Genomic DNA, 22,476 nt, shown 5'->3' on the forward strand with positions numbered 1-22,476 from the left:
ACCTCAAAACGCTTACGCGATCAGCTGTTCCATAATGCGCTGGTACATACGACTCAACAGCTGGAGATCGGCGGCCTTCACGCACTCGTTAATTTTGTGAATGCTGGCGTTCACCGGTCCTAACTCCACTACTTGCGCACCCATGCGGGCAATAAAGCGCCCGTCAGAGGTCCCACCGGTCGTTGCAAGCTGTGGCCTGATTTCATTATAGTGCTCAACCGCGTTAACCACCGCATCAACCAGCTTACCGCGTGAAGTGAGGAACGGCTGGCCGGAGAGTTTCCACTCAATGCTGTAGCGCAGCTGGTGGCGATCGAGCAGCTCCCGTACCCGCTGTTTGATTAGCTCATCGGTGAGTTCGGTGCTGAAGCGGAAGTTGAACTGCACGAAAAAGTCGCCGGGGATGACGTTGTTGCTGCCGGTTCCCGCCTGCACGTTGGCAATCTGCATGCTGGTAGGGGGGAAGAACTCGTTGCCGCGATCCCACTCGGTGGCGACCAGCTCGTTCAACGCAGGCATTGCGCGATGCACCGGGTTGTCGGCGAGGTGCGGATAGGCAACGTGGCCCTGCACGCCGTGGAGGGTCAGGTTAGCGGTAATCGAACCGCGGCGGCCATTTTTCACCACGTCGCCAACCACTTCGGTGCTGGAAGGTTCACCAACCAGGCAGTAGTCCAGGCGCTCGTTGCGCGCCATCAGTGCCTCAACCACCTTAACGGTGCCGTTTGCGGCGCTGGCTTCTTCGTCGGAGGTGATCAGGAAGGCCAGGCGACCTTTGTGCTGTGGATGCGCGGTAACAAAGCGCTCGGCGGCAACCACCATCGCTGCCAGCGAACCTTTCATATCCGCTGCACCACGGCCAAACAGCATGCCGTCGCGAATGGTGGGTTCGAACGGGGGATTGATCCAGTGGTTGGCATCGCCGGTTGGGACCACGTCGGTGTGTCCGGCAAAGGCCAGCGTTTCGCCCTGGCCGCGCCACGCCCAAAAATTCAGGGTATCGCCGAAGTTCATTGGCTCAACGGTAAAGCCCAGCGCCTCAAGGCGAGCAATGAGAATAGCCTGGCAACCGGCATCATCCGGGCTGAGGGAAGGGCGACGAATAAGCTGCTGCGTCAACTCAATGACCGGACAATACATAATTAACACTTCTCCTGAATAAACTGCTGATACGTGGCTTCACTGAAGCCCAGCAGCATAGAGCCGTCTGCGGCACAGAGCAACGGGCGTTTAATGATTGCGGGCATTGCCAGCATCAGTTCCTGCGCGGCTGCTGCATTATTCACTGCTTCACGCGTGGCTTCGTCCAGTTTGCGCCAGGTCGTGCCACGCGTGTTCAGCAACGGTTCCCAGCCGAGAACGGCAATAAACTGGCCCAGCAGCGCCGCGTCCAGCCCGTCGGTGCGATAGTCGTGGAACTGATAGTCGGTATTGTTGGCTTCCAGATATTTGCGCGATTTTTTAATGGTGTCGCAGTTTTTAATGCCGTACATGGTCAGCGTATTTTCAGATGTCATAAAACTCTACCTGTCATCGGGAAACGTTCAAAAGGGTATTATTCCACAGAATCACGCTGTTGGGATGGCGGGATCGTCATATGTATCTATGATCCTGCTTCTCTATCGGCGTTCAAACCGCGGTTGGCTGGTAACGATTAACAGAAGGAGCAGCGAATGTTGAGCAAACCACCTGTAAGGTTATCGGTGGTTTTCTTCCTCTGTTAATCAATTCCTTATCGCAGATCGGGGCCGGGCAGAACTTTTGGTGCCCAGAAGGCAAACTCAGACGTTCGTACCCTTCTGTTTTTTGTGGGATTCATCTATATTCGGAAGAATGCAAAGCAGGATAATCGCTGCGAGCAAATCATCTTCAGGGTGAAGACCCATTTTCAGGAGGAGGGGAACCATGAACTATTTGAAAGAGTCCGCGGTACATGCGGTAGAAGAAACCCAGTCCACAATTATTCTCACGCGGAAGAAAAAAACCCGCTGTGAGGAGTTTGCGCACGTCGTTGAAGCGGTGATGCGGGACTATCCTGATGCCAAAACGCATATCGACAGCGAAAGCGGCGGTTACGATAAGATCATCATTCTGAAGTAACCGGGCTAATGGCCCCCAGAAGGGGCCAACGTTAGTCGTTGATCAAATTGTGCACTCCAACACAATTTCCGCAGAATTCTGCTATCAATGGTTTCCTCGATAGCTGTAAATGAGATCTCCGTCTATTCTTCTTGCCTGATTGCTTCTAAAATAGCCCCACAAAAAAAGAGAGGCTATGATGATCGACTTGGAATTAGGGAACTGGAAAGACTTTATCGAAGCAATGTTACGCAAGTAATTCGCTCTGCTAGAGAGAAGCGTGGTGGCAAACCAGTCCGCTTTATCTTCAGTAACCCATATTAAAAAAGGCAGCCAACCGGCTGCCTTTTGCTTATTTTAGCTTTTCTTTCAGCGGGAAGCGTCGCCGCACCAGCATAAAGAACAGCGGCACAAAGAAGATGGCCAGCACCGTGGCTGATATCATTCCGCCCATCACCCCCGTTCCTACCGCATGCTGGCTGCTGGAGCCCGCACCGCTGCTGGTCGCCATCGGCAGCACGCCGAAGATAAACGCCAGCGAGGTCATCAGGATCGGGCGCAGGCGCTGGCGCGAAGCCTCAAGCGTGGCCTCAATCAAATCGCTGCCGCGCGTGTTCAGCTCATTGGCAAACTCAACAATCAGAATGGCGTTCTTCGCCGACAGCCCGATCACCGTTAGCAGCCCGACCTGGAAGTAAACGTCATTTTCCAGCCCGCGCAGCCAGGTTGCCACCAGCGCGCCAATAACTCCCAGCGGAACGACCAGCATGACCGAGAACGGGATAGACCAGCTTTCATATAACGCGGCCAGGCAGAGGAACACCACCAGCAGTGAGAGGGCGTACAGCGCCGGCGCCTGTGCCCCGGTCATCCGTTCCTGCAGTGAGGCTCCCGTCCACTGTAAGCCAATCCCGGTTGGTAACTGACTGACCAGGTTTTCCATAATATTCATCGCCGTACCGTTACTCACGCCCGCGGCGGATTCACCGACAATTTCTACCGCCGAGTAGCCGTTATAGCGTTCCAGACGTGGCGATCCGGTTTCCCAGCGCGAGCTGGCAAAGGCGCTGAACGGCACCATCTGCCCGCTGGTGTTTCTCACGTACCATTTATTAATGTCGTCCGGCAGCATGCGGTACTTCGCCGCGGCCTGAACGTAAACCTTTTTCACCCTGCCGCGATCGAGGAAGTCATTCACGTAGGTGGAGCCCCAACCAGTTTGCAGCGTGCTGTTAATATCGTCCAGCGATACGCCCAGCGCCTGCGCCTTACGCTGGTCGATATCAATGCGCAGCTGCGGGCTATCATCCAGTCCGTTGTGGCGAACGCGAGTCAGCGACGGATTGTTTTTCGCTTTTTCCAGCAGCGTATCGCGAGCGCTCATCAGTGCCTGATGGCCGAGCCCGGCATGATCCTGCAGCTCCATATCGAAACCGGCCGAGTTGCCCAGCCCGGTAATCGCAGACGGGCTGCTGGCGATCACGCGGGCTTCGGTGATGTTTTTAAAGACTTTGGTTGCGCGCTCGATGATCGCAAAAGAGGAATTCTCGCTGCCTGTACGCTCCTTCCAGTCCTTCAGGCGGACGAAAAGACGCGCGACGTTCTGCCCGTTACCGCCGGGGCCGGCACCGACGGTGGCGAACACGGAGACCACATTATTTTTCTCAGAGGTCAGGTAATAGTGTTCAACTTTCTGCACCACCTTCATGGTTTGCTGCAATGTGGAACCGGAAGGTAGCTGTACCTGGGTTGTGAAAATACCGCGATCCTCCAGCGGCAGGAATGAGGTGGGCAGGCGGAGGAACAGGAACGCCATAATCGCCATCAGCGCCAGATACAGCACCAGCCAGCGTCCGCCTTTAGCCAGAATACGCCTGACGCCGCGCTCGTAACGCTCGGCGTTGCGATTAAACATGCGGTTAAACCAGCCGAAGAATCCGCGGCGGCCGTGATGATGACCCTGCGCCAGCGGTTTCAGCAGCGTTGCGCACAGGGCAGGGGTGAGGATCATCGCCACCAGCACCGACAGCACCATCGCCGACACGATGGTGACCGAGAACTGGCGGTAGATCGCCCCGGTGGTGCCGCCGAAGAAGGCCATCGGAATGAAGACCGCCGACAGCACCAGCGCAATGCCGACCAGCGCACCCTGAATCTGGCCCATCGACTTACGTGTGGCCTCACGCGGCGAAAGCCCTTCTTCGCTCATTATTCGCTCGACGTTCTCCACGACAACAATCGCATCATCCACCAGTAGGCCGATTGCCAGCACCATGGCGAACATGGTCAGGGTATTGATGCTGTAGCCGAAGGCGTAGAGCACGCTAAAGGTGCCGAATAATACTACCGGCACGGCAATGGTCGGGATCAGCGTGGCGCGAAAGTTCTGCAGGAACAGGTACATCACCAGGAATACCAGCAGCACCGCTTCAAACAGCGTTTTCACCACGTCCTCAATGGACGCCTTAACAAACGGCGTAGTTTCAAAGGCGATTTTGGCTTCCAGTCCGTGTGGGAAGTAGTGCGACAGTTCATCAAGGCGGGCGCGGACCAGGGTATCCGTTTGCAGTTCGTTAGCGCCAGAAGCCAGCTTCACGCCCAGCCCGGATGCGGCCATGCCGTTATAGCGGCTGAGATAGTCATACTTCTCGGCTCCCAGCTCTACCTCAGCCACATCGCCCAGCGTCACGACCGAACCATCGGTGTTAACGCGCAGAGTAATATCGCGGAACTGCTGCGGAGTTTGCAGCAACGACTGAGAATTGACGCTGGCATTCAGCGCCTGTCGGTCAACGGACGGCAGCCCGCCAAGCTGCCCTACGGCAACCTGACTGTTTTGTGATTCAATTGCGCTGACCACATCGCCGGTGGTCAGCGAGTAGTTAATCAGTTTATTGGGGTCCAGCCAGATGCGCATTGCGTACTGGGAACCGTAGGCATCCACCTGGCCAACGCCGTCAATACGGCTCAAAGGGTCCTGAATATTACTGGCCACGTAGTCAGATATATCCTGCTTATCCATGCTGCCGTCGGTGGAGACAAAGGCCACCATCAGAATATTGGTATCCCCGGTTTTATTCACCGTTACGCCCTGGGACTGCACGTCCTGAGGCAGTTTTCGCAGCGCGGTTTGCAGCTGGTTTTGCACCTGCTGGCGCGCTTCATCGGGGTTAGTGCCCGCTTCAAAGGTGAGGGTGATGGTGGCCTGACCGGTATTGCTGCTCTGCGACGACATATACATCAGGTTGTCGATGCCGGTCATGTTCTGCTCAATGACCTGAGTGACGGTATTTTCCAGCGTTTCGGCAGAGGCACCGGGGTAGTTTGCGGTAATACGAACGTTAGGCGGGGCCAGGTCGGGGTACTGTTCTACCGGTAGCGACATAATCGCCAGGCTGCCGGTAAGGCAGAGAATAATCGCCAACACCCAGGCAAAAATGGGGCGGTCGATAAAAAAGTTCGCCATTGCAAGCTCCGCAGCTGATTATCGGAATAGAAAGAAAAAGAATTCACCAGCCAGATCCGTTTGGCGCTGAAATGAGGCGTCCGGTGCGGAGCGGATTTATCAACCGATTCAACAGGCTCCATCGATTCACCATTTTACCTGTCTGGCCGATCTAAAGCGTGGAGAAAATGAGGAGAAAGTGTAAATTAGCGTGGAAAATTACAGGGGGTTATTTACTTCCTGACGCATAGTGTCACTGATGTGACTCCAGCCAGAGAACGGTGGCGGCAACCCTGGAGCGGACATTCAGTTTGCGCAGAACGCTGCGGATATGCACTTTTACCGTTTGCTCGGAAATCGATAAGTTTTCTGACACCTCTTTATTCGACAGGCCGCGCGCCACCTCTTTCAGCACATCCATTTCGCGGGCGGTAAGAATCGCGAAGGGATCGTTCTGCCAGGAACGGTTTTCCCGCCAGAGCTGCATGGTGTTGCTGAATGCCTGCCCACCTTCGGCAACATTAATAATCTGCGCCAGCATTTGCTCTGGTTCGCTGTCTTTCAACAGGTAGCCGTCAACGCCCGCATTAAGCAGGGTAAAGAAGTCACTGCGGCTGTCGGAAACGGTCAGGATCACCACCCGGCAGGGTATCGATTCACTCCGCAGTATCTGCAACGTCTCCAGGCCGGAAAGCCCCTTCATATTGAGATCCAGCAGCACCAGATCCGGCTGCATCTGCCGCGCCAGCACCAGCGCTTCCGTGCCGTTACTGGCTTCCGCCACCACCTGAAAACGGTTGTCCAGCTGCAAGAGCTGATGCAGACCGCGACGCATCAGCGGATGATCGTCAACGATTAAAACGCGAAAAACAGTGTTGGTCATACTTCACTCCCTGAATGTGCGAATGGGGGAATCGGGTCTGCTGCGGCAGGCAAGACGCTTTCCGTGGCCAGCATAAATTGTAGTTCAACGCGGGTACCACCGGCTTCACCGCGCGTGATGCTCAGCGCGCCGTTCAGCCTTGTTGCCCGCTCATGCATGATAGTCAGCCCGTAGTGATCCGGAGGCTCGTGCTGGCTGGCAATGCCAACACCATCATCCATAACGGTAATGTACAGCTCGCCCCGGTCATCGCGGCGGGCGATGACGGTTATATGTTGTGCATGAGCGTGACGAATGGCGTTAAGCAGCGCTTCGCGGACGATTTGCAGCACGTGGATCTGCTGCTGAGCCTGCAGCTGCCCGTCAATATCGCACTGTAATACAATGGGCGCGTCGCTTTGCGGGCGCAAAGGCAGAATCACCTGCTCCAGCGCCCGAGAAAGGCTGGCGGGTTCAATCGTCAGGCGGAAGGTGGTCAGCAGCTCACGCAGCTGTCGGTTGGCGGCTGTCAGCGCCTGTTCAAACTCGGCCACCACCGTCTGTGCCTGCGTGGCGTGCGGTTCGAGCGTTCGTTTCAGGCGCGCAATCTGAATGCGTAAAAAAGTCAGCGACTGGGCCAGCGAATCATGCAGCTCGCGGGCGATAGTGGCCCGCTCTTCAAGCAGCAACAGTGTGTGCACCTGCTGTTGCGCCTGCCACAGTTCCAGCGCATGCTCCAGCAGAGAAGCAACGCCCTGCATCAGGCGCGGTTCGCTGCTGTGTGCCTGCCAGCGCAGCAAACCACACGGCTGCGGCTGGTGACTGAGGTAAAGGGGAATCGAATGCCACGGTAGCTGCGGATCGCTGTGCCCGGCGCTCAACACGCCAAAGTCAGGCACGGAAAACTCTATACTGTTGAGTCGCTCATGGCGCAGCACCATCGCCAGCGTGAGTTGAAAAGCTTCGCGGCCTTCCACGCTTCGGCTCAGCCGCTGCGAGCAGGCATACAGCAGAGTGAGGCGTCGATTGGCCTGAGTAAGGCTTACCGTTTTTGCCCGTACCGATTCTGACATCGCCGTCCATGATTTCTCCAGTTCACCGGACATTCGCGTGAAGGCGCGCGTCAGAACGCCAAGCTCATTATCAAGATCGGTACTTAGCGGCGGCAACGTAAAATGCGTCTGTTCAATGGCTTCGCTGGCGCTGAGTAACTGCCCAAGTGGCCCAACGATTTTCAGCCGAATATGGCGCAGCGTCACAATCACCAGCAGAGCAATGGCGGTAAATCCCAGCAGGCAGGTCAGCGCCACGATACGCATTTTCAACTCTGCCCAATGCTGCAGCGCCAGTACAAAATGGTCAATCTGCGTCACGGAATGGATAATCTGCGTCACATGCTTAGCGTTAACCTCCGGGCGGTTAGAGTTTAACGAGGGCTGTAGCTGCTGCCAGGAGGAGAGCAGATCGTGGTAGCGCTGGCGAACGGCATCCGGCACATAAAAACGATCGAGCGATTTTAAGGCCGGGGCCTGCAAGGTTTGCTGATACTGATTGATATGTTCTGCTTGCTGTGGGGAAAGCGAGGTGATATCCCACGCCAGCCGATAGCTTTGCATTCGCAGCGAACCGGCCAGATTAATGACCTCCGCATCGCGCAGGCTCCCTGACAGGGTGAGCAGCGCCAGTCCACTGGAACAAATCGACAGCAATACAATAGCGAACAGTGTACGCGCGATGCTGTGGGTGACGGAGCGTTTGACTGATGGCATGCAGTTATCCTTAGTCTGTGTGTAGATATTGTAACCAAATAACCGTTGTATCTGAAGCCACCCTGCAACGTGATTCATTTTCTGTTACATCCGGCTTGTTCATGTACATTCCCTGACATTAGCTGGCGTAACGCTACGCTGTGCTGACAATGCTTTAAAGCTTTTACCCGCGCCTCACTCTGCTTTTCATTGTATTGGTAATAATTAGCTCCGTAACTAACCCGTACCGTTTGAGGAGCACTATAATGAACAAGACCATACCCGCACTGATCGCGGCGGCCTTATTAGCTGCGACCTCTTTCTCTACGCTGGCTGCAACGCCGGTTGACGGTAGCCAGGCCATGAATATGCAGAGCATCGGTAGCGTCTCCGTTTCCGGTGTCAGAGGTTCGCTGGATGATGCAACCCATCAGCTGGCGAAAAAAGCGGAAGAGCTGGGTGCCAGCCATTATCGCGTTGTCCGCGCTGATACCCCGGGCGACTCCAGCCTCTGGAGCGGCACCGCAGAGATTTATCGCTAACGTTTTTACCCTGTAATACCCCTGTCCCTGTGTAGTCCTTAGTGCCATCACTAGCCGGTCGCAAATTGTGACCGGTTTTTTTATGCGCCACTCGACAAAAATTACAAAACCTCACGATTTCGCCCGCGGATTTTTTGCGTAGACCTGACAGAACGGTTAGGATGCATCGCCGCAATTTCCCGCGTGTCTTTAAATATAACTACAGTGCATCGGGTAAGTACTCCAGGTTGCAGCAACCGACGCAATCGTTTGGTCGGCACATAAAAATAACAGGATACCAGGACGGGTAACCGCATCACTTGTGGACAGGAAAATAGGATAGAAAATGAAAGCTGATAAAGTATCTGGCGCAGAAAAACGCGCTGCCAAAAGACGTTGGTTAAATTCGCAGGATTCTGGCTATAACAAAGCGATGGACAATCGTCACGTGCAGATGATTGCTATCGGTGGCGCAATCGGTACGGGCCTGTTTCTCGGTGCCGGTGCGCGTTTGCAGGTTGCCGGTCCGGCCCTGGCCATCGTCTATTTAGTCTGTGGTATCTTCTCCTTCTTCATTTTACGCGCCCTGGGTGAGCTGGTATTACACCGCCCGTCAAGCGGCAGCTTCGTTTCTTACTCTCGCGAATTCCTCGGCGAAAAAGCCTCTTACGTTGCCGGCTGGATGTACTTCGTCAACTGGGCGATGACCGGTATCGTCGATATCACGGCTGTTGCACTCTATATGCACTACTGGGGCGCATTCGGTGATGTACCGCAGTGGGTCTTTGCCCTCGGCGCGCTGGCTATCGTCGGCACCATGAACATGATCGGCGTTCGCTGGTTTGCTGAAATGGAGTTCTGGTTCGCGCTGATTAAAGTGCTGGCGATCGCCATCTTCCTGGTGGTGGGCGTGGTGTTCCTCGGCAGCGGCAAGCCGCTGGATGGCAACGCGACCGGTTTCCACCTGATCACCGACAACGGCGGAATGTTCCCTAACGGCCTGATGCCGGCGCTGGTCCTTGTGCAGGGCGTGGTCTTCGCCTTCGCCTCTATCGAGCTGGTGGGTACCGCTGCCGGAGAGTGTAAAGACCCGAAAACCATGCTGCCAAAAGCCATCAACAGCGTCATCTGGCGTATCGGCCTGTTCTACGTCGGTTCCGTCGTGCTGCTGGTACTGCTGCTGCCGTGGAATGCCTATCAGGCAGGGCAGAGTCCGTTCGTGACCTTCTTTAGCAAGCTGGGCGTGCCTTACGTGAGCAGCATCATGAACATCGTGGTTCTGACCGCCGCATTGTCGAGCCTGAACTCGGGCCTATATTCAACCGGTCGTATTCTGCGTTCCATGTCGATGGGCGGTTCTGCACCGCAGTTCCTGTCTAAGATGAGCCGTTCGCAGGTGCCTTACGCCGGTATCCTGGTGACCGTCTGCGTTTACATCGTTGGCGTTTATCTGAACTATATCGTTCCTGCCAGCGTGTTTGAGATCGTGCTGAACGTGGCGGCGCTGGGCATTATCTCTTCCTGGGCCTTTATCGTGGTGTGCCAGATGCGCCTGCGTAAAGCGATTAAAGAAGGGAAAGCGGATGACGTCAGCTTTAAGCTGCCGGGCGCACCGTTCACCTCATGGCTGACGCTGCTGTTCCTGCTCAGCGTGCTGGTGCTGATGGCGTTTGACTACCCAAACGGTACCTATACCATAGCGTCGATTCCGCTGATCGTTATCTGGCTGATTGCTGGCTGGTTCTTCGTGCGTAAGCGCGCGCAGTCTCTGTCTGAAGAGCAGCACGCCGCAGCGGAAAAACTGATGAAGTAACCCCGCTGTTTCCCGGTCGGAGCTGTTTTCAGCCCGGCCGGTGTTTCAGATAGTTTTCCCTCCGTACCCGTTCTATGATGACAGGCTCCTGATACCTTCACGGAGCCTGTATGTCCGCCAAGATTGACATCATCAAAAATAAAATCCTGTCAGAAAACTGGTTTGTCCTGCGTAACTTCACCTACGATTTGACCGCGAAAGACGGTGCGGTGATTCGCCACAAGCGCGAAGTTTACGATCGCGGCAACGGAGCGACGATCCTGCTCTACAATCGTGAGAAAAACAGCGTGGTGCTGACCCGTCAGTTTCGAATCGCTACGTGGGTGAACGGCAATCCCGATGGCATGCTGATCGAAACCTGCGCCGGGCTGCTGGATAACGACTCCCCCGAGGACTGCATTCGTAAAGAAGCCATTGAAGAGACTGGCTACACGATTGGCGAAGTCGAAAAGCTGTTCGAGTTGTTTATGTCGCCCGGCGGCGTGACCGAGGTGGTGCATTTCTTCGCGGCGGAGTACAGCGAATCCCAGCGCGACAACGCCGGCGGCGGCGTTGAGGATGAAGACATCGACGTGATGGAAATCCCTTTCCCCGATGCATGGGCGATGATCAAAGACGGTCGCATTAAAGACGGTAAAACCGTCACGCTGCTCCAGCACGCGTTGATCGCGGGCTGGCTCCACCTTTAACTCATTACGACCTTTACGCCTGTATCCCTCAATAGGTCACCGTTACGGTGACCACATCGCTGTAGGTTCCCGCCGGTGGGCTGGCCTGGGTCGGGTTAATCGTCGCCGTATAGTTAATGGTTTGCGATGTGCCGCTGCCGGTGGTGATGGTTTGCGCACTGCTGGCAAAGGTGAAGGCGCTGATGCCGCCAAAGGTCGAGGTACTCGATGAGGCACTGCAGGCCGCATAACTCAGACCGCTGACCAGCAAGAGCAGGCCGGCTAACAGAAGGCGCAGGATCGCGTGCATTTTCATGGCTGTTTTTCCGCTGAAGAATTGCCCAGGCAGACAAAGGTAGCGAACAGAGGCGATGTTTTACCCGATGCATCTATCTTGAAGTCGTGACGGCAGCTTCCCTGAGGCCGTTTCACGACGATCTCATTGCTGGCCGCCAGTCCGCTAAGCCAGACTTTGCCGCCGTAGCCGACGAGGGTGGTTTGCCCGCTGTGGGTTTCCGTCACGGTGTTCCCACCGGCAGCGGCGGCGGCTGTGCGTCAAGCAACGTCAGACTGGCTGAACGTATCATTTCTTGCCAGTAGCCAGGCGGCTTTCAATTCAGCTATAGTTAATGGTACACGGTAAGTGTTCTCGCTGTTGTTTTGCGTATCGAGACGCGGACTGACAATATTTTGAATGCGCTCCTGCTGATTTAATCCCGATATAATTGCTGTTATATCATCTCGCTTCGAGAAGTAGCATTGAGCACCTATGCTTGTCAGGTATTTAACTAAACCCGGATCGTCTACGCTGGTTAGAATAATAAGCTTAACTTTTCTCCAGTGATGGTGATTATCGCGGATAAACTCTATTCCTGTAATAATATCCATGCCGCTGTCATAAAGCTCTGTGAAAACAATATCGACGTCACCTATCTCCAACAACAGTTTTAAAGCTGAAAATGATTTCAGATTTGCCAACAATAAAAAGTTTGAAGACTGATTTACTACTTTGCGCAACCCCGCGGTGACGAATGTATCGGGGTCCAGTAAGGCTACTTTTTTATCATCATATTGCCGACAACGGGTTAAGCCCTGGCCTGCTGACTTGGTTTTTATTTATAAGAACAATTTAGTTATAAAAACTTTCCTTTAACAGTCTTCATCATTAAAAATTACAAAACGGAGGTTTATAAATGTTTGGTGGGTATTTTATGTGAAAAAAACCTGAGAAAAGATCATTGTCAGGATTAAAAAACCAGGTCGCGGCCTGTGGAGGGTTTGCTGGCAACATAGTTAACGTTAATTTAAAGAAAACTTTAAATTCCGGGGCGTGGGAATGTTCCTGGATGTAACTGTGTTGGCTTATGAAGAGCAAAAAACAGCGTAGTAGCGACCGTGAGAGCACTCACCCGGAAATAATTATTAAGCATATTCTGAATTAGATCCAGTTATTCATATAAGTAATTAATTTCCATTATTAACTTGTTTGATGGGTTTCTGTTGTTGATGTATTCATGGGTGAATCTTAAGGAAGATTGCATGATGTTTAGCGCGGAAGCAGACAGATTAGTATGAAAAGCAGCCAGAAAAAGGTGGCGGGAACACGATCCCGCTCCAGATATTGGCGGATTGATATCGTTAGCAGGAAACAAGAGTGAGGTCGTTCACAAATTAATTCATTATTCTGCTATCCGGGTAGCAGTTTGCCGTTTTTCTGCTTTCATCTGCGTGATAGCGGAATTCCCTGGCATGGTTGCAGAGCGTTGACGGGTTAAGCGTCGCGCAGCTACAGTCCGATAAATCTGATTGAGGTACGGGTAAAGTCCTACCATCATATTCTTACACGCTGATTGTGAGAGATTATGCGATCGTTGATATCCCACCCTGGCAGGGACCCCATCAATGTTTTACGGTATGAAGTGGTTGTCGCTGGCTCCCCTGTTCTTCACAGCCCTGCTGTACGCGCAGCCATTGCAGAAGACATTCGATAGCTGGCAAATCACCTGTAACAATCTCAACAGCTGTGAAGCGCGCAGCCTGCCGGGTACTAACGGCCTTGCGATGACTATCGCGCGCCATGCTGGACAGGATGATAGCCCGTTGCTGAGAATTGACTACGGAAATCGCTACAGCGGTGAGCTTCCCGGCGGTGCATTACAGGATAATCTGCTACTGGACGGTCAGCGAATGAGGTTAGATCTCAAGCACTGGCAGGCCACTCCCCACCATCTCGTTACCGATCACAGCATCTCAATCAATGGGTTTATCGCCCAGATTATGGATGCTGATTTAATCCAGCTGGTCTATCGCGCCGATGCGTCTGTTCGTCTGAAGGGGTTAAAAGCTGCGCTGCTGCTGATGGATGAGGTCCAGGGGCGGGTGAATAGCAACAGTGCCTGGATTCGGCGTGGCGATCGCCCTGCATGGGATGTGCCCGCAGCCCCCGCGGTACCGCAGATTTATCAACCCGAACGGCCGCCGCAGCCGTTAACGCCAGAGGAAACACGCGGACTGATTGATTTTGGCAGTCTGCATATTAACAGTGAAAGCTGTTCACTGGATATGCAGCGGCGCGAGGTTTCGGTATCACCGCTGACGGATGACAAGGCACTGCTGTTGGTGGGTTGTGAGATGGGGGCTTATAACATTATCGATCTGGCTTTTGAGGTGACGCGCCAGCCTCCTTATATTCCGCAACACATTACTCTGATGCTGCCGTTTGTTCCTCCCGATAGCGACGAGCGGCAGCTGGAGCCGATTAATGCAGAATATGATGCGACAAATGGAGAACTGCTGACGTTCAGTAAAACACGCGGTATGGGGGACTGTGGCGTAGCTACGCGCTGGCAGTTCAACGGGCGGGAGTTCGTCCTGGCCGAGTATGCACAGGAAAGTACCTGCGATGCGTGGAACAGCAGCGATCGCTGGCCGATGCTGTGGGTCAGTCGGGTGGAGAGTCAGCCCCGCAGCAGCGTTGAGATTGAGCCTTAATTTTGCTGTGGCACGGGTAGTGCCTGCCCCCCGTCGGCGCAGGCACTGAAATAACAGGCAGCGGCTTATTCGCAGCGCCCGCAACGTCACATCAATGCGGTTTCAGCAGTGCCTCAGCATGGCTGACAATGTTCTCTACCGTGAAACCAAACTCGGCAAACAGCTTCTCAGCCGGCGCCGACTCGCCAAAACCGGTCATCCCGACAATCGCTCCGTTCAGACCGACATATTTGAACCAGTAATCGGCAATCCCGGCTTCAACCGCTACGCGAGCGGTCACATTTGACGGCAGTACCGACTCGCGATAGGCGGCGTCCTGCGCATCGAACAAATCGGTGGAGGGCAGGGAAACGACCCGCACCTTATGTCCGCTGGCGGTCAGCTTCTCAGCTGCGCCCAGTGTGATTTCCACCTCGGAACCGGTGGCAATCAGAATCACCTCCGGCGTACCGTCACTGTCTTTCAGAACGTAGCCGCCACGCGAAATATTCTCCAGCTGCGCCTTGCTGCGCGCAGGCTGGGCCAGATTCTGCCTGGAGAGGATCAGCGCGGTCGGGCCGTGCTGGCGCTCAACGGCGTGCTTCCACGCCACGGCCGTCTCAACCTGATCGCAGGGGCGCCAGACGCTCATGTTGGGCGTAACCCGCAGGCTGGCGAGCTGCTCAACCGGCTGGTGGGTTGGGCCATCTTCACCCAGCCCGATGGAATCGTGGGTATACACCAAAATCTGGCGCGCTTTCATCAATGCTGCCATGCGTACCGCATTACGGGCATATTCAACAAACATCAGGAAGGTGGCAGTGTAAGGTATAAAACCGCCGTGGTGAGCGATACCGTTGGCGATCGCCGTCATACCGAATTCACGCACACCATAGTGAATATAGTTACCTGCGCTGTCATCTTTAATCGATTTTGAGCCTGACCAGATTGTCAGATTACTCGGCGCCAGATCGGCAGAGCCACCTAAGAATTCATTCAGCAATGGACCATAGGCTTCCAGAGAATTTTGCGAGGCCTTGCGGCTGGCGATTTTCTGCGGATTATCCTGCAGCTGCTGAATATACTTCTGCGTCTCGGCTTCCCAGTTTTCCGGCATACCGCCGCTCATGCGACGGCTGTATTCCGCGGCCAGTTCCGGGTGCGCGGTTTTATAGGCGTTGAACCGGGTATTCCAGGCTTTTTCACGTTCGGTACCGGCCTGTTTCGCATCCCACTGTGCATAAATATCTTGCGGAATTTCAAAAGGAGGGTAATTCCAGCCCAGTTCTTTACGCGTCAGCGCGACTTCCTCTTCACCCAGCGCTGCACCGTGGGATTCTTCCTTACCGGCTTTATTTGGCGAACCGAAGCCAATAATAGTCTTACAGATAATCAGAGACGGTTTGTCGGTGACGCTTTGCGCTTCTTTAATCGCGGCGGAGATCGCTTCAGGATTATGTCCGTCAATATCGTGGATCACGTGCCAGTGATAGGCTTCGAAGCGCTTCGCCGTATCATCGGTGAACCAGCCGTCCGTTTCACCATCAATGGAAATGCCGTTGTGGTCGTAAAAACCAATCAGCTTGCCCAGCCCCAGCGTACCGGCCAGGGAACTGACTTCATGGGAGATGCCTTCCATCAGGCAACCATCGCCCATAAACACATAGGTAAAGTGGTCAACGATCTGATGATCCGGGCGGTTGAACTGTGCCGCCAGCGTGCGCTCGGCGATAGCCATTCCCACCGCGTTAGCCAGCCCCTGGCCCAGCGGCCCGGTGGTGGTTTCCACACCCGGTGTGTAGCCGATTTCCGGGTGCCCCGGTGTTTTTGAATGCAGCTGGCGGAAGTTTTTCAGCTCTTCCATCGGCAAATCGTAGCCGGTAAGGTGCAGCAGGCTGTAAAGCAGCATTGATGCGTGGCCGTTGGAGAGAATAAAACGGTCGCGATCCGCCCAGGCGGGATTGGCCGGATTATGATGCAGGAAATCGCGCCACAATACCTCGGCAATATCTGCCATCCCCATTGGTGCGCCGGGGTGGCCCGATTTTGCTTTTTGTACGGCGTCCATGCTCAGGGCACGGATGGCATTTGCCAGTTCTCTACGTGAAGACATATCTTCTCCCGAAGTGCAGAGAGCGGATTGGAAATCCGCCCTGATGATGGAAAGGGTTGACTGAGGAGCTACAGTTTAGCGGCCAGCACGTCTTCCAGCTTCTGCTGGTCAACGGCGAACTGGCGGATACCTTCAGCCAGTTTCTCTACCGCCATGGGGTCCTGATTGTGCTGCCAGCGGAACTCCGCTTCGGACAGCGGCGCAGGCTGGTGGAAGGCTTCGGTTGATGGCGTGAGCTTGCGTTCAACCGGCGCGGTGCTGGCCTGGAGTTCTTCCAGCAGATTAGGGGAAATGGTCAGGCGATCGCAGCCCGCCAGTGCCAGAATCTGCTCGGTTTTACGGAAGCTGGCTCCCATAATGACCGTGTGATAGCGGTGCTGCTTGTAGTATTCATAGATACTGCGAACGGATTTAACGCCTGGATCTTCATCAACCACATAGGGATCAAGCGGCTTCCGGCTGTTGTACCAGTCATAAATACGGCCCACGAACGGGGAGATCAGGAACACGCCCGCTTCGGCACAGGCACGCGCCTGAGCAAACGAAAACAGTAGCGTCAGGTTGCACTGAATACCGTTTTTTTCCAGCTCTTCGGCCGCTTTAATCCCTTCCCAGGTGGAGGCCAGCTTGATCAAAATCCGCGAGCGGTCGATACCGTGATCCTCATACATTCTAACCAGCTTTTCTGCCTTGGTAACGCACATGCCGCGATCAAACGACAGCCTGGCATCAACCTCGGTAGAGACGCGGCCCGGCACGCTTTTCAAAATTTCCAGACCAAGATTAACGGCGACTTTATCGCTGGCGTTGATAATCTGAGTTTCTTTGCTGCCGCCCTGCTTTTTGGCGTAATCAATAGCATCGGTAATCAGGTGTTTGTAGGAATCCAGCCCGGCAGCTTTAAGAATAAGAGATGGATTGGTAGTCGCATCTTGCGGGTGATAGTTGCGGATCGATTCGATGTCGCCGCTGTCTGCCACTACCGCGGTGTACTGTTTCAGTGCGTCTAGCTGATTCATCTGTCTAAGCTCCTTGTAAGCAATCTTGTACCCGACAGCCGGTAACAGACGCGCCCAGTGCGTTTCTGAACCGCGGGGGTACTGCGGTTGTTGCGAAATAATCTCAGGCGGATCACAGTGCATCAGGCAGGATTGAACTGGAATGCGCTTTTTCTGATTGTTGCAATGGGCCTGCCCAATGGTTTGCCGCAGGCCGCGTATACCGGGGCCTGCAGGCAATTCTCCTGTCCTTTACGAACTTTTGAGCTGTTCGTAATAGCCTATTTTTTCAACTTTTGGCGCTGAGCGTCCGCCTTCAAATTCCGCATTTAGCCATGCTGCAAGAATCGATTTTGCCAGTTCGGCCCCAATGACCCGGGCACCTAAGGTAATGATCTGCGCGTCGTTACTTTTACGAGCGCGTTCTGCGGAGTACGTATCGTGACACTGCGCGGCACGAATGCCGGGAACTTTATTTGCCGTGATGCTCATGCCAATGCCCGTACCGCAGACCAGAATGCCACGCTGATGACGGCCATTTTTGATGGCTTGTGCCACCGTCCAGGCAATATCCGGGTAGGCACATCCGCCTTCGTGCCGGGCATCAGCGCTGTAATCAGCGGTGGTAAAGCCGGACTGGTGAAGATAATCAATCAGGGCATTTTTCAACTCAATGGCGGCATCATCAGCGCCAATTGCAATAGAAAGCATAGCAGATCTCCAAAAGAAGGTGACGAAAGTGGCCGGCGATCCCGCAGATCGTGCCCACCGCTTTACTTACCCTATGCGCAAAATATCAAATGTTCAATACGAGAGCATATGATTAATCTGTTTTAAGCGATAGTAAAAATTAAAAGAGGGATTGATCACAATAATTTATATTAATAAGGGTGTTAAACGGCTAAAAAATCGGTTGTAAGAAGTTTGTCACAGTTTTCATCTTCGGTTGTTGGCTTTCAAGCACGCTATGCGTACTGTTCATTTAATCAATGCATGTTCAAATGATCATTAAGCGGAGACGGATTATGTGCCAGACATGTACAGAACAGAGCCGACGCGTCGCGGATATCCCGCAGCGAATGAAAGCGGTTGTAGCCTATGCACCGGGTGATTATCGGCTTGAGGAAGTGGATGTGCCCAGCATTGGGCCAAAGGAAATCCTGGTAAAAGTCGAAGCCTGCGGTATCTGTGCCGGCGATGTTAAGGCCTATGAAGGCGCACCGAGCTTCTGGGGTGATGAAAAGCAGCCTGCCTATATCAAAGCGCCGATGATCCCGGGCCATGAGTTTATTGCTCACGTGGTAGCGCTGGGTGATGGAGTAACGGAATTTAACCTCGGCGATCGGGTGATCTCCGAGCAGATTGTGCCGTGCTGGGAATGTCGTTTCTGCAATCGCGGGCAGTACTGGATGTGTGAAAAACACGATCTTTACGGCTTTCAGAACAACGTAAACGGCGGCATGGCGCAGTATATGAAGTTTACCAAAGAGGCCATTAACTACGCGGTGCCGGCGGATCTGCCGATTGAAAAAGCCATCCTGATCGAGCCGTACGCCTGTTCGCTTCATGCCGTACAGCGCGCCAATATCAAACTGGGCGATGTGGTGGTGTTGGCCGGGGCGGGGACGCTGGGGTTGGGCATGATTGGTGCAATTAAGAAATCCGGCGCGGAGAAACTGGTGGTACTTGACCTCTCCGACCGTCGCCTCGAGCTTGCCAAAACCTTCGGTGCCGATCTGGTGATTAACCCCGCGCGGGAAGACGCGATAAAAATCGTTAAGGAGATGACCGAGGGATACGGCTGCGATATTTACATCGAGGCAACCGGCGCAGCGAAATCGGTAGAACAGGGGCTGACGATGATCCGCAAACTCGGCACCTTTGTAGAGTTCTCGGTGTTTAAAGATCCGGTCAGCGTCGACTGGAGCATTATCAGCGACCGTAAAGAACTGGATCTCCTCGGATCACATCTGGGGCCTTACTGTTACCCGCTGGTCATCAGCGGCATCGCAGATGGATCGCTGCCGACCGAAGGTGTGGTCACCCATACGCTGCCGCTGGAGCGTTTCGCCGAAGGGTTCGACCTGATGAAGCGCGGCGTTGATTCAATCAAAGTGGTACTCAATCCAAATCTCTGAATCCAGGCCTGGCGGGTGCGGCAGTCCTGGTCCACGTCGGGCGCACTTCCTGAAGGCAACACCGGGAGAATATAATGTTACAGCGAATGATTGCACGTACGGGACTGTCGCCCAAGCTGATGGTGGGCTACGCGGGTGTACTGATTTTTATGATGGGCGAAGGGCTGGAGCAGGGGTGGCTTTCGCCTTACCTGATTGAAAAAGGACTGACCGTGCAGCAGTCTGCACTGCTGTTTAGTGTTTACGGTTTTGCCGCCGCCATTGCCGCCTGGTTTTCCGGCGTGCTGGCTGAAATCTATACTGCAAAGCGCGTGATGCTGGTGGGGCTGGTGCTGTTTATGATCGGTTCGGTACTGTTTCTGAGCATCGGTCTGCCGAGCAATCACCTGATGACTATGATCTCCACCTACGCGCTTCGCGGCCTGGGTTATCCATTGTTCGCCTATGGTTTCCTGGTCTGGGTAGCCTATGAGGCTCCGCGCGACAGGCTGGGTTCAGCGGTAGGCATCTTCTGGTTCGTCTACAGCGGCGGGCTGAGTGTACTAGGCGTGCTGTACTCCAGTATTGCGCTGCCGATTCTGGGTGAAATCCATACCTTGTGGAGTGCGTTGATCTTTGTAATGCTGGGCGCGATGATCGCACTATTCCTCAATCGTGGAAATGATGATGCGGAAGTGCAACGCGAAAAGCCGACGCTGGCCTATGTGCTGAAGGGGATCACCATTGCCTTTGAAAATCCCAAAATCGGTCTTGGCGGTATTGTCCGCACCATTAATACCTCAGCGGCCTACGGTTTCGTGGTGTTTATGCCGACCTACATGATGGATTTAGGTTTTACCCGCACCGACTGGCTGCATATGTACGCCGCGCTGTGGGGCGTCAATATCATATTTAACCTGCTGTTCGGCATCATCAGCGACGGTCTCGGCTGGCGTAACGTTGTGATGTGGTTCGGCTGCATCGGCTGTGCTGTGACCACAGCACTGTTCTTCTATATACCGCAGTGGCTGGGAGCGAACTATCTGGCAACCGTCGTCATCGCCGGACTGTTCGGCGCCTGCCTGGCCGCATTTGTCCCTCTTTCCGCACTGATGCCGTCGCTGGCGCCGGAAAATAAAGGTGCAGCGATGTCGATTCTTAATCTTGGTGCCGGGTTAAGCACCTTTGTTGGCCCGGCGGTGGTCGGCCTGTTTATCGGCCCGTTTGGCGCAGCCGGGGTAATCTGGATTTATACCGGCCTCTATCTGCTGGCGGCGGTGCTGATGAAGTTTGTCACTCTGCCAGCGGGGGACGCGCCTGTGGACAGCGCCGACACCCGCTTACTCAAACAGAAAGGAGCACTCTGATGAGCACAGAACTGACGGGCAAAGTTGCCCTTATTACCGGCGGTGCAGCGGGAATCGGCCACGCCATCGCCGAATGTTTTTTACAGCATGGTGCCAGAGTAGCGCTATTCGATCGCGATCCGACGGTAGCTGGCGTAGCCAGAGCACTGGACCCAGAGCGTGCAATCGGTCTGGTGGTTGATGTCACCAGCCGCAGAGCGGTTTATCAGGCCGTTGAACAGACCGTGGCGCATTTTGGGCGGCTGGATATTGTGGTGAACTGCGCGGGCGTTGCGCTGCTGGCTCCCGCTGAGTCTTTAAGCGAAGAGGTATGGGACCGCACGCTGGATATCAATCTGAAGGGGACCTTCCTCGTTTCACAGGCGGCAGGCCAGCACTTCCTGCGACAGAAAAGCGGCAACATTATTAATATGGCCTCGCAGGCCAGCGTGGTGGCACTGCCCCAGCATCTGGCCTACTGCGCCAGTAAAGCGGCGGTGGTTGGGCTGACCCAGGTGCTGGCGCTGGAGTGGGGGCCGTACAACATTAACGTCAATGCCATTTCGCCAACGGTGGTGTTGACCGAGCTGGGGGCAAAGGCCTGGGCTGGTGAAGCCGGCGAAGCGCATAAAAAACAGATCCCGTTGCGTCGGTTTGCGGAGCCAGAGCACATTGCTGCTACGGCGCTGTTCCTTGCCAGCCCGGGTGCGGCAATGATGAACGGTGCCAACGTGGTGGTCGATGGCGGCTTTACCATTTGCTGAAGCCAGAATTTTGCTAACAGGAGTGACAGATGAATCGCATTATTAACGATCCTGATTATGTTGTAGAGGACGCTATCCAGGGATACCTGAAAGCCCATCCAGCCATTTATCAGGCCACCGACAATCCGCGGGTGCTTAAGCGTCCACAGGCTCCGATTGCGGGCAAAGTCGGCGTGGTGACCGGCGGTGGCTCCGGCCATGAGCCGGCATTCCTTGGCTATATGGGAAAGAACATGCTCGATGCAGTAGCGATTGGCGAGGTGTTTTCTTCCCCGACGGCAGGTGCTTTCCTTGACGCGTTTAAGGCAGCCGACGGTGGCGCGGGCGTGGCCTGCCTCTACGGCAACTACGCGGGCGATAACATGAATGTTAAGATGGCGATTAAAAAAGCCACCGCCGCCGGCATTACGGTCAAAGCCGTGGTGGCGAATGACGATGTTGCATCCGCCCCGGTCAGTGAAATCGGAAGGCGCCGCGGTGTAGCGGGCGAAATTCTGATGTGGAAAGTGGGCGCGGCTGCGGCTGCGCAGGGATACGATCTGGACGGGGTGATTGCTGTTGCGCAGAAAGCCATCGACCGCTGTCGTTCGATTGGCGCGGGCCTCAGCTCCTGCACTATTCCGGCGGTGGGTAAACCCAACTTTCATATCGAGCCCGGCACGATGGAGATCGGTATCGGTCACCACGGCGAGCCGGGCATTGAAGTGATCCCAACCCAGAGCGCGAAAGAGATGGCTGCCACCATGCTGAATTTCGTGCTTGCCGAGCAGGCCGATTCGCCGCCGCCGGAAGTGGTGGTACTGGTCTCTGGTTTGGGTGCGACCCCGGTCATGGAGCTGTATATCTACTATGCGGAAGTGGAAAAGCTGCTGGCTGAAAAAGGCATTCGCGTTCACCGCGCGCTGGTCGGCAACTATTTTACCTCGCTGGAAATGATGGGCGTCACGCTGACGCTGATGACGCTTGATGACGAACTGAAAAAGCTGGTGGACCTGCCGACTCAGGCACCTGGCCTGATGCAGGGAGAATAAG

Annotated in this window: 21 protein-coding genes; 10 read left to right on the plus strand and 11 right to left on the minus strand. The window is 54.6% G+C overall.

What is annotated here, in order from left to right; genetic code table 11:
• Positions 1–12 precede the first annotated feature (12 nt).
• A complete protein-coding gene (gene dapE, locus AC07U6_RS10040) occupies positions 13–1,140 on the minus strand; it encodes a succinyl-diaminopimelate desuccinylase (RefSeq protein WP_494763405.1) in 1,128 nt (375 codons plus the stop codon).
• Between the two features lie 2 nt (positions 1,141–1,142).
• Positions 1,143–1,517: an ArsC family reductase gene (locus tag AC07U6_RS10045; protein WP_494763404.1), complete on the minus strand. Its 375-nt coding sequence runs from the start codon at positions 1,515–1,517 to the stop codon at positions 1,143–1,145.
• A gap of 388 nt (positions 1,518–1,905) precedes the next feature.
• Between AC07U6_RS10045 and AC07U6_RS10050 the strand changes: the two genes are divergently transcribed.
• Both AC07U6_RS10050 and ypfM read left to right on the plus strand, forming a co-directional pair.
• Positions 1,906–2,100, plus strand: coding sequence for a hypothetical protein (locus AC07U6_RS10050; RefSeq protein WP_105593268.1), 195 nt, complete (start codon positions 1,906–1,908; stop codon positions 2,098–2,100).
• A 178-nt stretch (positions 2,101–2,278) separates the two neighbouring features.
• Positions 2,279–2,338, plus strand: coding sequence for a protein YpfM (gene ypfM / locus AC07U6_RS10055; protein ID WP_101505280.1), 60 nt, complete (start codon positions 2,279–2,281; stop codon positions 2,336–2,338).
• Between the two features lie 93 nt (positions 2,339–2,431).
• Here the strand turns inward: ypfM and acrD are convergent, their stop codons facing one another.
• The 3 genes from acrD to narQ form a co-directional block, all read right to left on the minus strand.
• On the minus strand, positions 2,432–5,545 hold the full coding sequence (acrD, locus tag AC07U6_RS10060) for a multidrug efflux RND transporter permease AcrD (RefSeq protein WP_494763403.1): 3,114 nt from the start codon (positions 5,543–5,545) through the stop codon (positions 2,432–2,434).
• Positions 5,546–5,777: 232 nt separating this feature from the next.
• On the minus strand, positions 5,778–6,407 hold the full coding sequence (locus tag AC07U6_RS10065) for a response regulator (RefSeq protein WP_494763402.1): 630 nt from the start codon (positions 6,405–6,407) through the stop codon (positions 5,778–5,780).
• Complete coding sequence (gene narQ, locus AC07U6_RS10070) at positions 6,404–8,155, minus strand: nitrate/nitrite two-component system sensor histidine kinase NarQ (protein ID WP_494763401.1); 1,752 nt, start codon at positions 8,153–8,155, stop codon at positions 6,404–6,406. The genes AC07U6_RS10065 and narQ overlap by 4 nt, the downstream gene beginning before the upstream one ends.
• A 245-nt stretch (positions 8,156–8,400) precedes the next feature.
• Between narQ and AC07U6_RS10075 the strand changes: the two genes are divergently transcribed.
• The 3 genes from AC07U6_RS10075 (at position 8,401) to nudK (ending at position 11,157) form a co-directional block, all read left to right on the plus strand.
• The gene (locus AC07U6_RS10075) at positions 8,401–8,676 is read left to right on the plus strand and encodes a YdgH/BhsA/McbA family protein (protein WP_494763400.1); all 276 of its coding nucleotides are present in this window, start codon (positions 8,401–8,403) and stop codon (positions 8,674–8,676) included.
• Between the two features lie 325 nt (positions 8,677–9,001).
• Positions 9,002–10,468 carry an L-asparagine permease gene (gene ansP, locus AC07U6_RS10080; RefSeq protein ID WP_494763399.1) on the plus strand — a complete coding sequence of 489 codons (1,467 nt, stop codon included), beginning with the start codon at positions 9,002–9,004 and terminating at the stop codon, positions 10,466–10,468.
• Positions 10,469–10,578: 110 nt separating this feature from the next.
• Complete coding sequence (gene nudK / locus AC07U6_RS10085) at positions 10,579–11,157, plus strand: GDP-mannose pyrophosphatase NudK (RefSeq protein WP_494763398.1); 579 nt, start codon at positions 10,579–10,581, stop codon at positions 11,155–11,157.
• A 28-nt stretch (positions 11,158–11,185) separates the two neighbouring features.
• Here nudK and AC07U6_RS10090 read toward each other — a convergent pair whose 3' ends face one another.
• From AC07U6_RS10090 to AC07U6_RS10100, 3 genes are read right to left on the minus strand one after another with little or no spacing between them, the layout of a single operon-like run.
• On the minus strand, positions 11,186–11,452 hold the full coding sequence (locus AC07U6_RS10090) for a hypothetical protein (RefSeq protein WP_494763397.1): 267 nt from the start codon (positions 11,450–11,452) through the stop codon (positions 11,186–11,188).
• Positions 11,449–11,658 (minus strand): FimD/PapC C-terminal domain-containing protein, encoded by a 210-nt coding sequence (locus tag AC07U6_RS10095; RefSeq protein ID WP_494763396.1) that lies wholly within the window; start codon positions 11,656–11,658, stop codon positions 11,449–11,451. Before AC07U6_RS10095 ends, AC07U6_RS10090 begins: the two co-directional genes overlap by 4 nt.
• A gap of 33 nt (positions 11,659–11,691) precedes the next feature.
• The gene (locus AC07U6_RS10100) at positions 11,692–12,153 is read right to left on the minus strand and encodes a response regulator (RefSeq protein ID WP_494763395.1); all 462 of its coding nucleotides are present in this window, start codon (positions 12,151–12,153) and stop codon (positions 11,692–11,694) included.
• 885 nt (positions 12,154–13,038) lie between these two features.
• Between AC07U6_RS10100 and AC07U6_RS10105 the strand changes: the two genes are divergently transcribed.
• Complete coding sequence (locus AC07U6_RS10105; protein WP_494763394.1) at positions 13,039–14,127, plus strand: DUF1176 domain-containing protein; 1,089 nt, start codon at positions 13,039–13,041, stop codon at positions 14,125–14,127.
• Between the two features lie 91 nt (positions 14,128–14,218).
• Here the strand turns inward: AC07U6_RS10105 and tkt are convergent, their stop codons facing one another.
• The 3 genes from tkt to rpiB form a co-directional block, all read right to left on the minus strand.
• Positions 14,219–16,219 carry a transketolase gene (tkt, locus tag AC07U6_RS10110; RefSeq protein WP_494763393.1) on the minus strand — a complete coding sequence of 667 codons (2,001 nt, stop codon included), beginning with the start codon at positions 16,217–16,219 and terminating at the stop codon, positions 14,219–14,221.
• A 68-nt stretch (positions 16,220–16,287) separates the two neighbouring features.
• Positions 16,288–17,238: a transaldolase gene (gene tal, locus AC07U6_RS10115; protein ID WP_494763392.1), complete on the minus strand. Its 951-nt coding sequence runs from the start codon at positions 17,236–17,238 to the stop codon at positions 16,288–16,290.
• Positions 17,239–17,469: 231 nt separating this feature from the next.
• Entirely contained in the window at positions 17,470–17,928 is a 459-nt protein-coding gene (gene rpiB, locus AC07U6_RS10120; protein ID WP_494763391.1) for a ribose 5-phosphate isomerase B, read from the minus strand.
• Between the two features lie 314 nt (positions 17,929–18,242).
• Here rpiB and AC07U6_RS10125 point away from each other — a divergent pair, with 314 nt between their 5' ends.
• The 4 genes from AC07U6_RS10125 to AC07U6_RS10140 all read left to right on the plus strand — a co-directional run bounded on the left by AC07U6_RS10125 (position 18,243) and on the right by AC07U6_RS10140 (position 22,475).
• A complete protein-coding gene (locus tag AC07U6_RS10125) occupies positions 18,243–19,355 on the plus strand; it encodes an MDR/zinc-dependent alcohol dehydrogenase-like family protein (RefSeq protein ID WP_494763390.1) in 1,113 nt (370 codons plus the stop codon).
• A 74-nt stretch (positions 19,356–19,429) separates the two neighbouring features.
• Positions 19,430–20,701, plus strand: coding sequence for an MFS transporter (locus tag AC07U6_RS10130; RefSeq protein WP_494763389.1), 1,272 nt, complete (start codon positions 19,430–19,432; stop codon positions 20,699–20,701).
• Positions 20,701–21,444, plus strand: coding sequence for an SDR family oxidoreductase (locus AC07U6_RS10135; protein WP_494763388.1), 744 nt, complete (start codon positions 20,701–20,703; stop codon positions 21,442–21,444). Before AC07U6_RS10130 ends, AC07U6_RS10135 begins: the two co-directional genes overlap by 1 nt.
• A 29-nt stretch (positions 21,445–21,473) precedes the next feature.
• Positions 21,474–22,475, plus strand: a complete 1,002-nt coding sequence (locus AC07U6_RS10140; RefSeq protein ID WP_494763387.1) for a dihydroxyacetone kinase subunit DhaK — start codon at positions 21,474–21,476, stop codon at positions 22,473–22,475.
• Position 22,476 lies beyond the last annotated feature (1 nt).

The organism is Erwinia sp. GW821-FHT03D09, assembly GCF_059420805.1.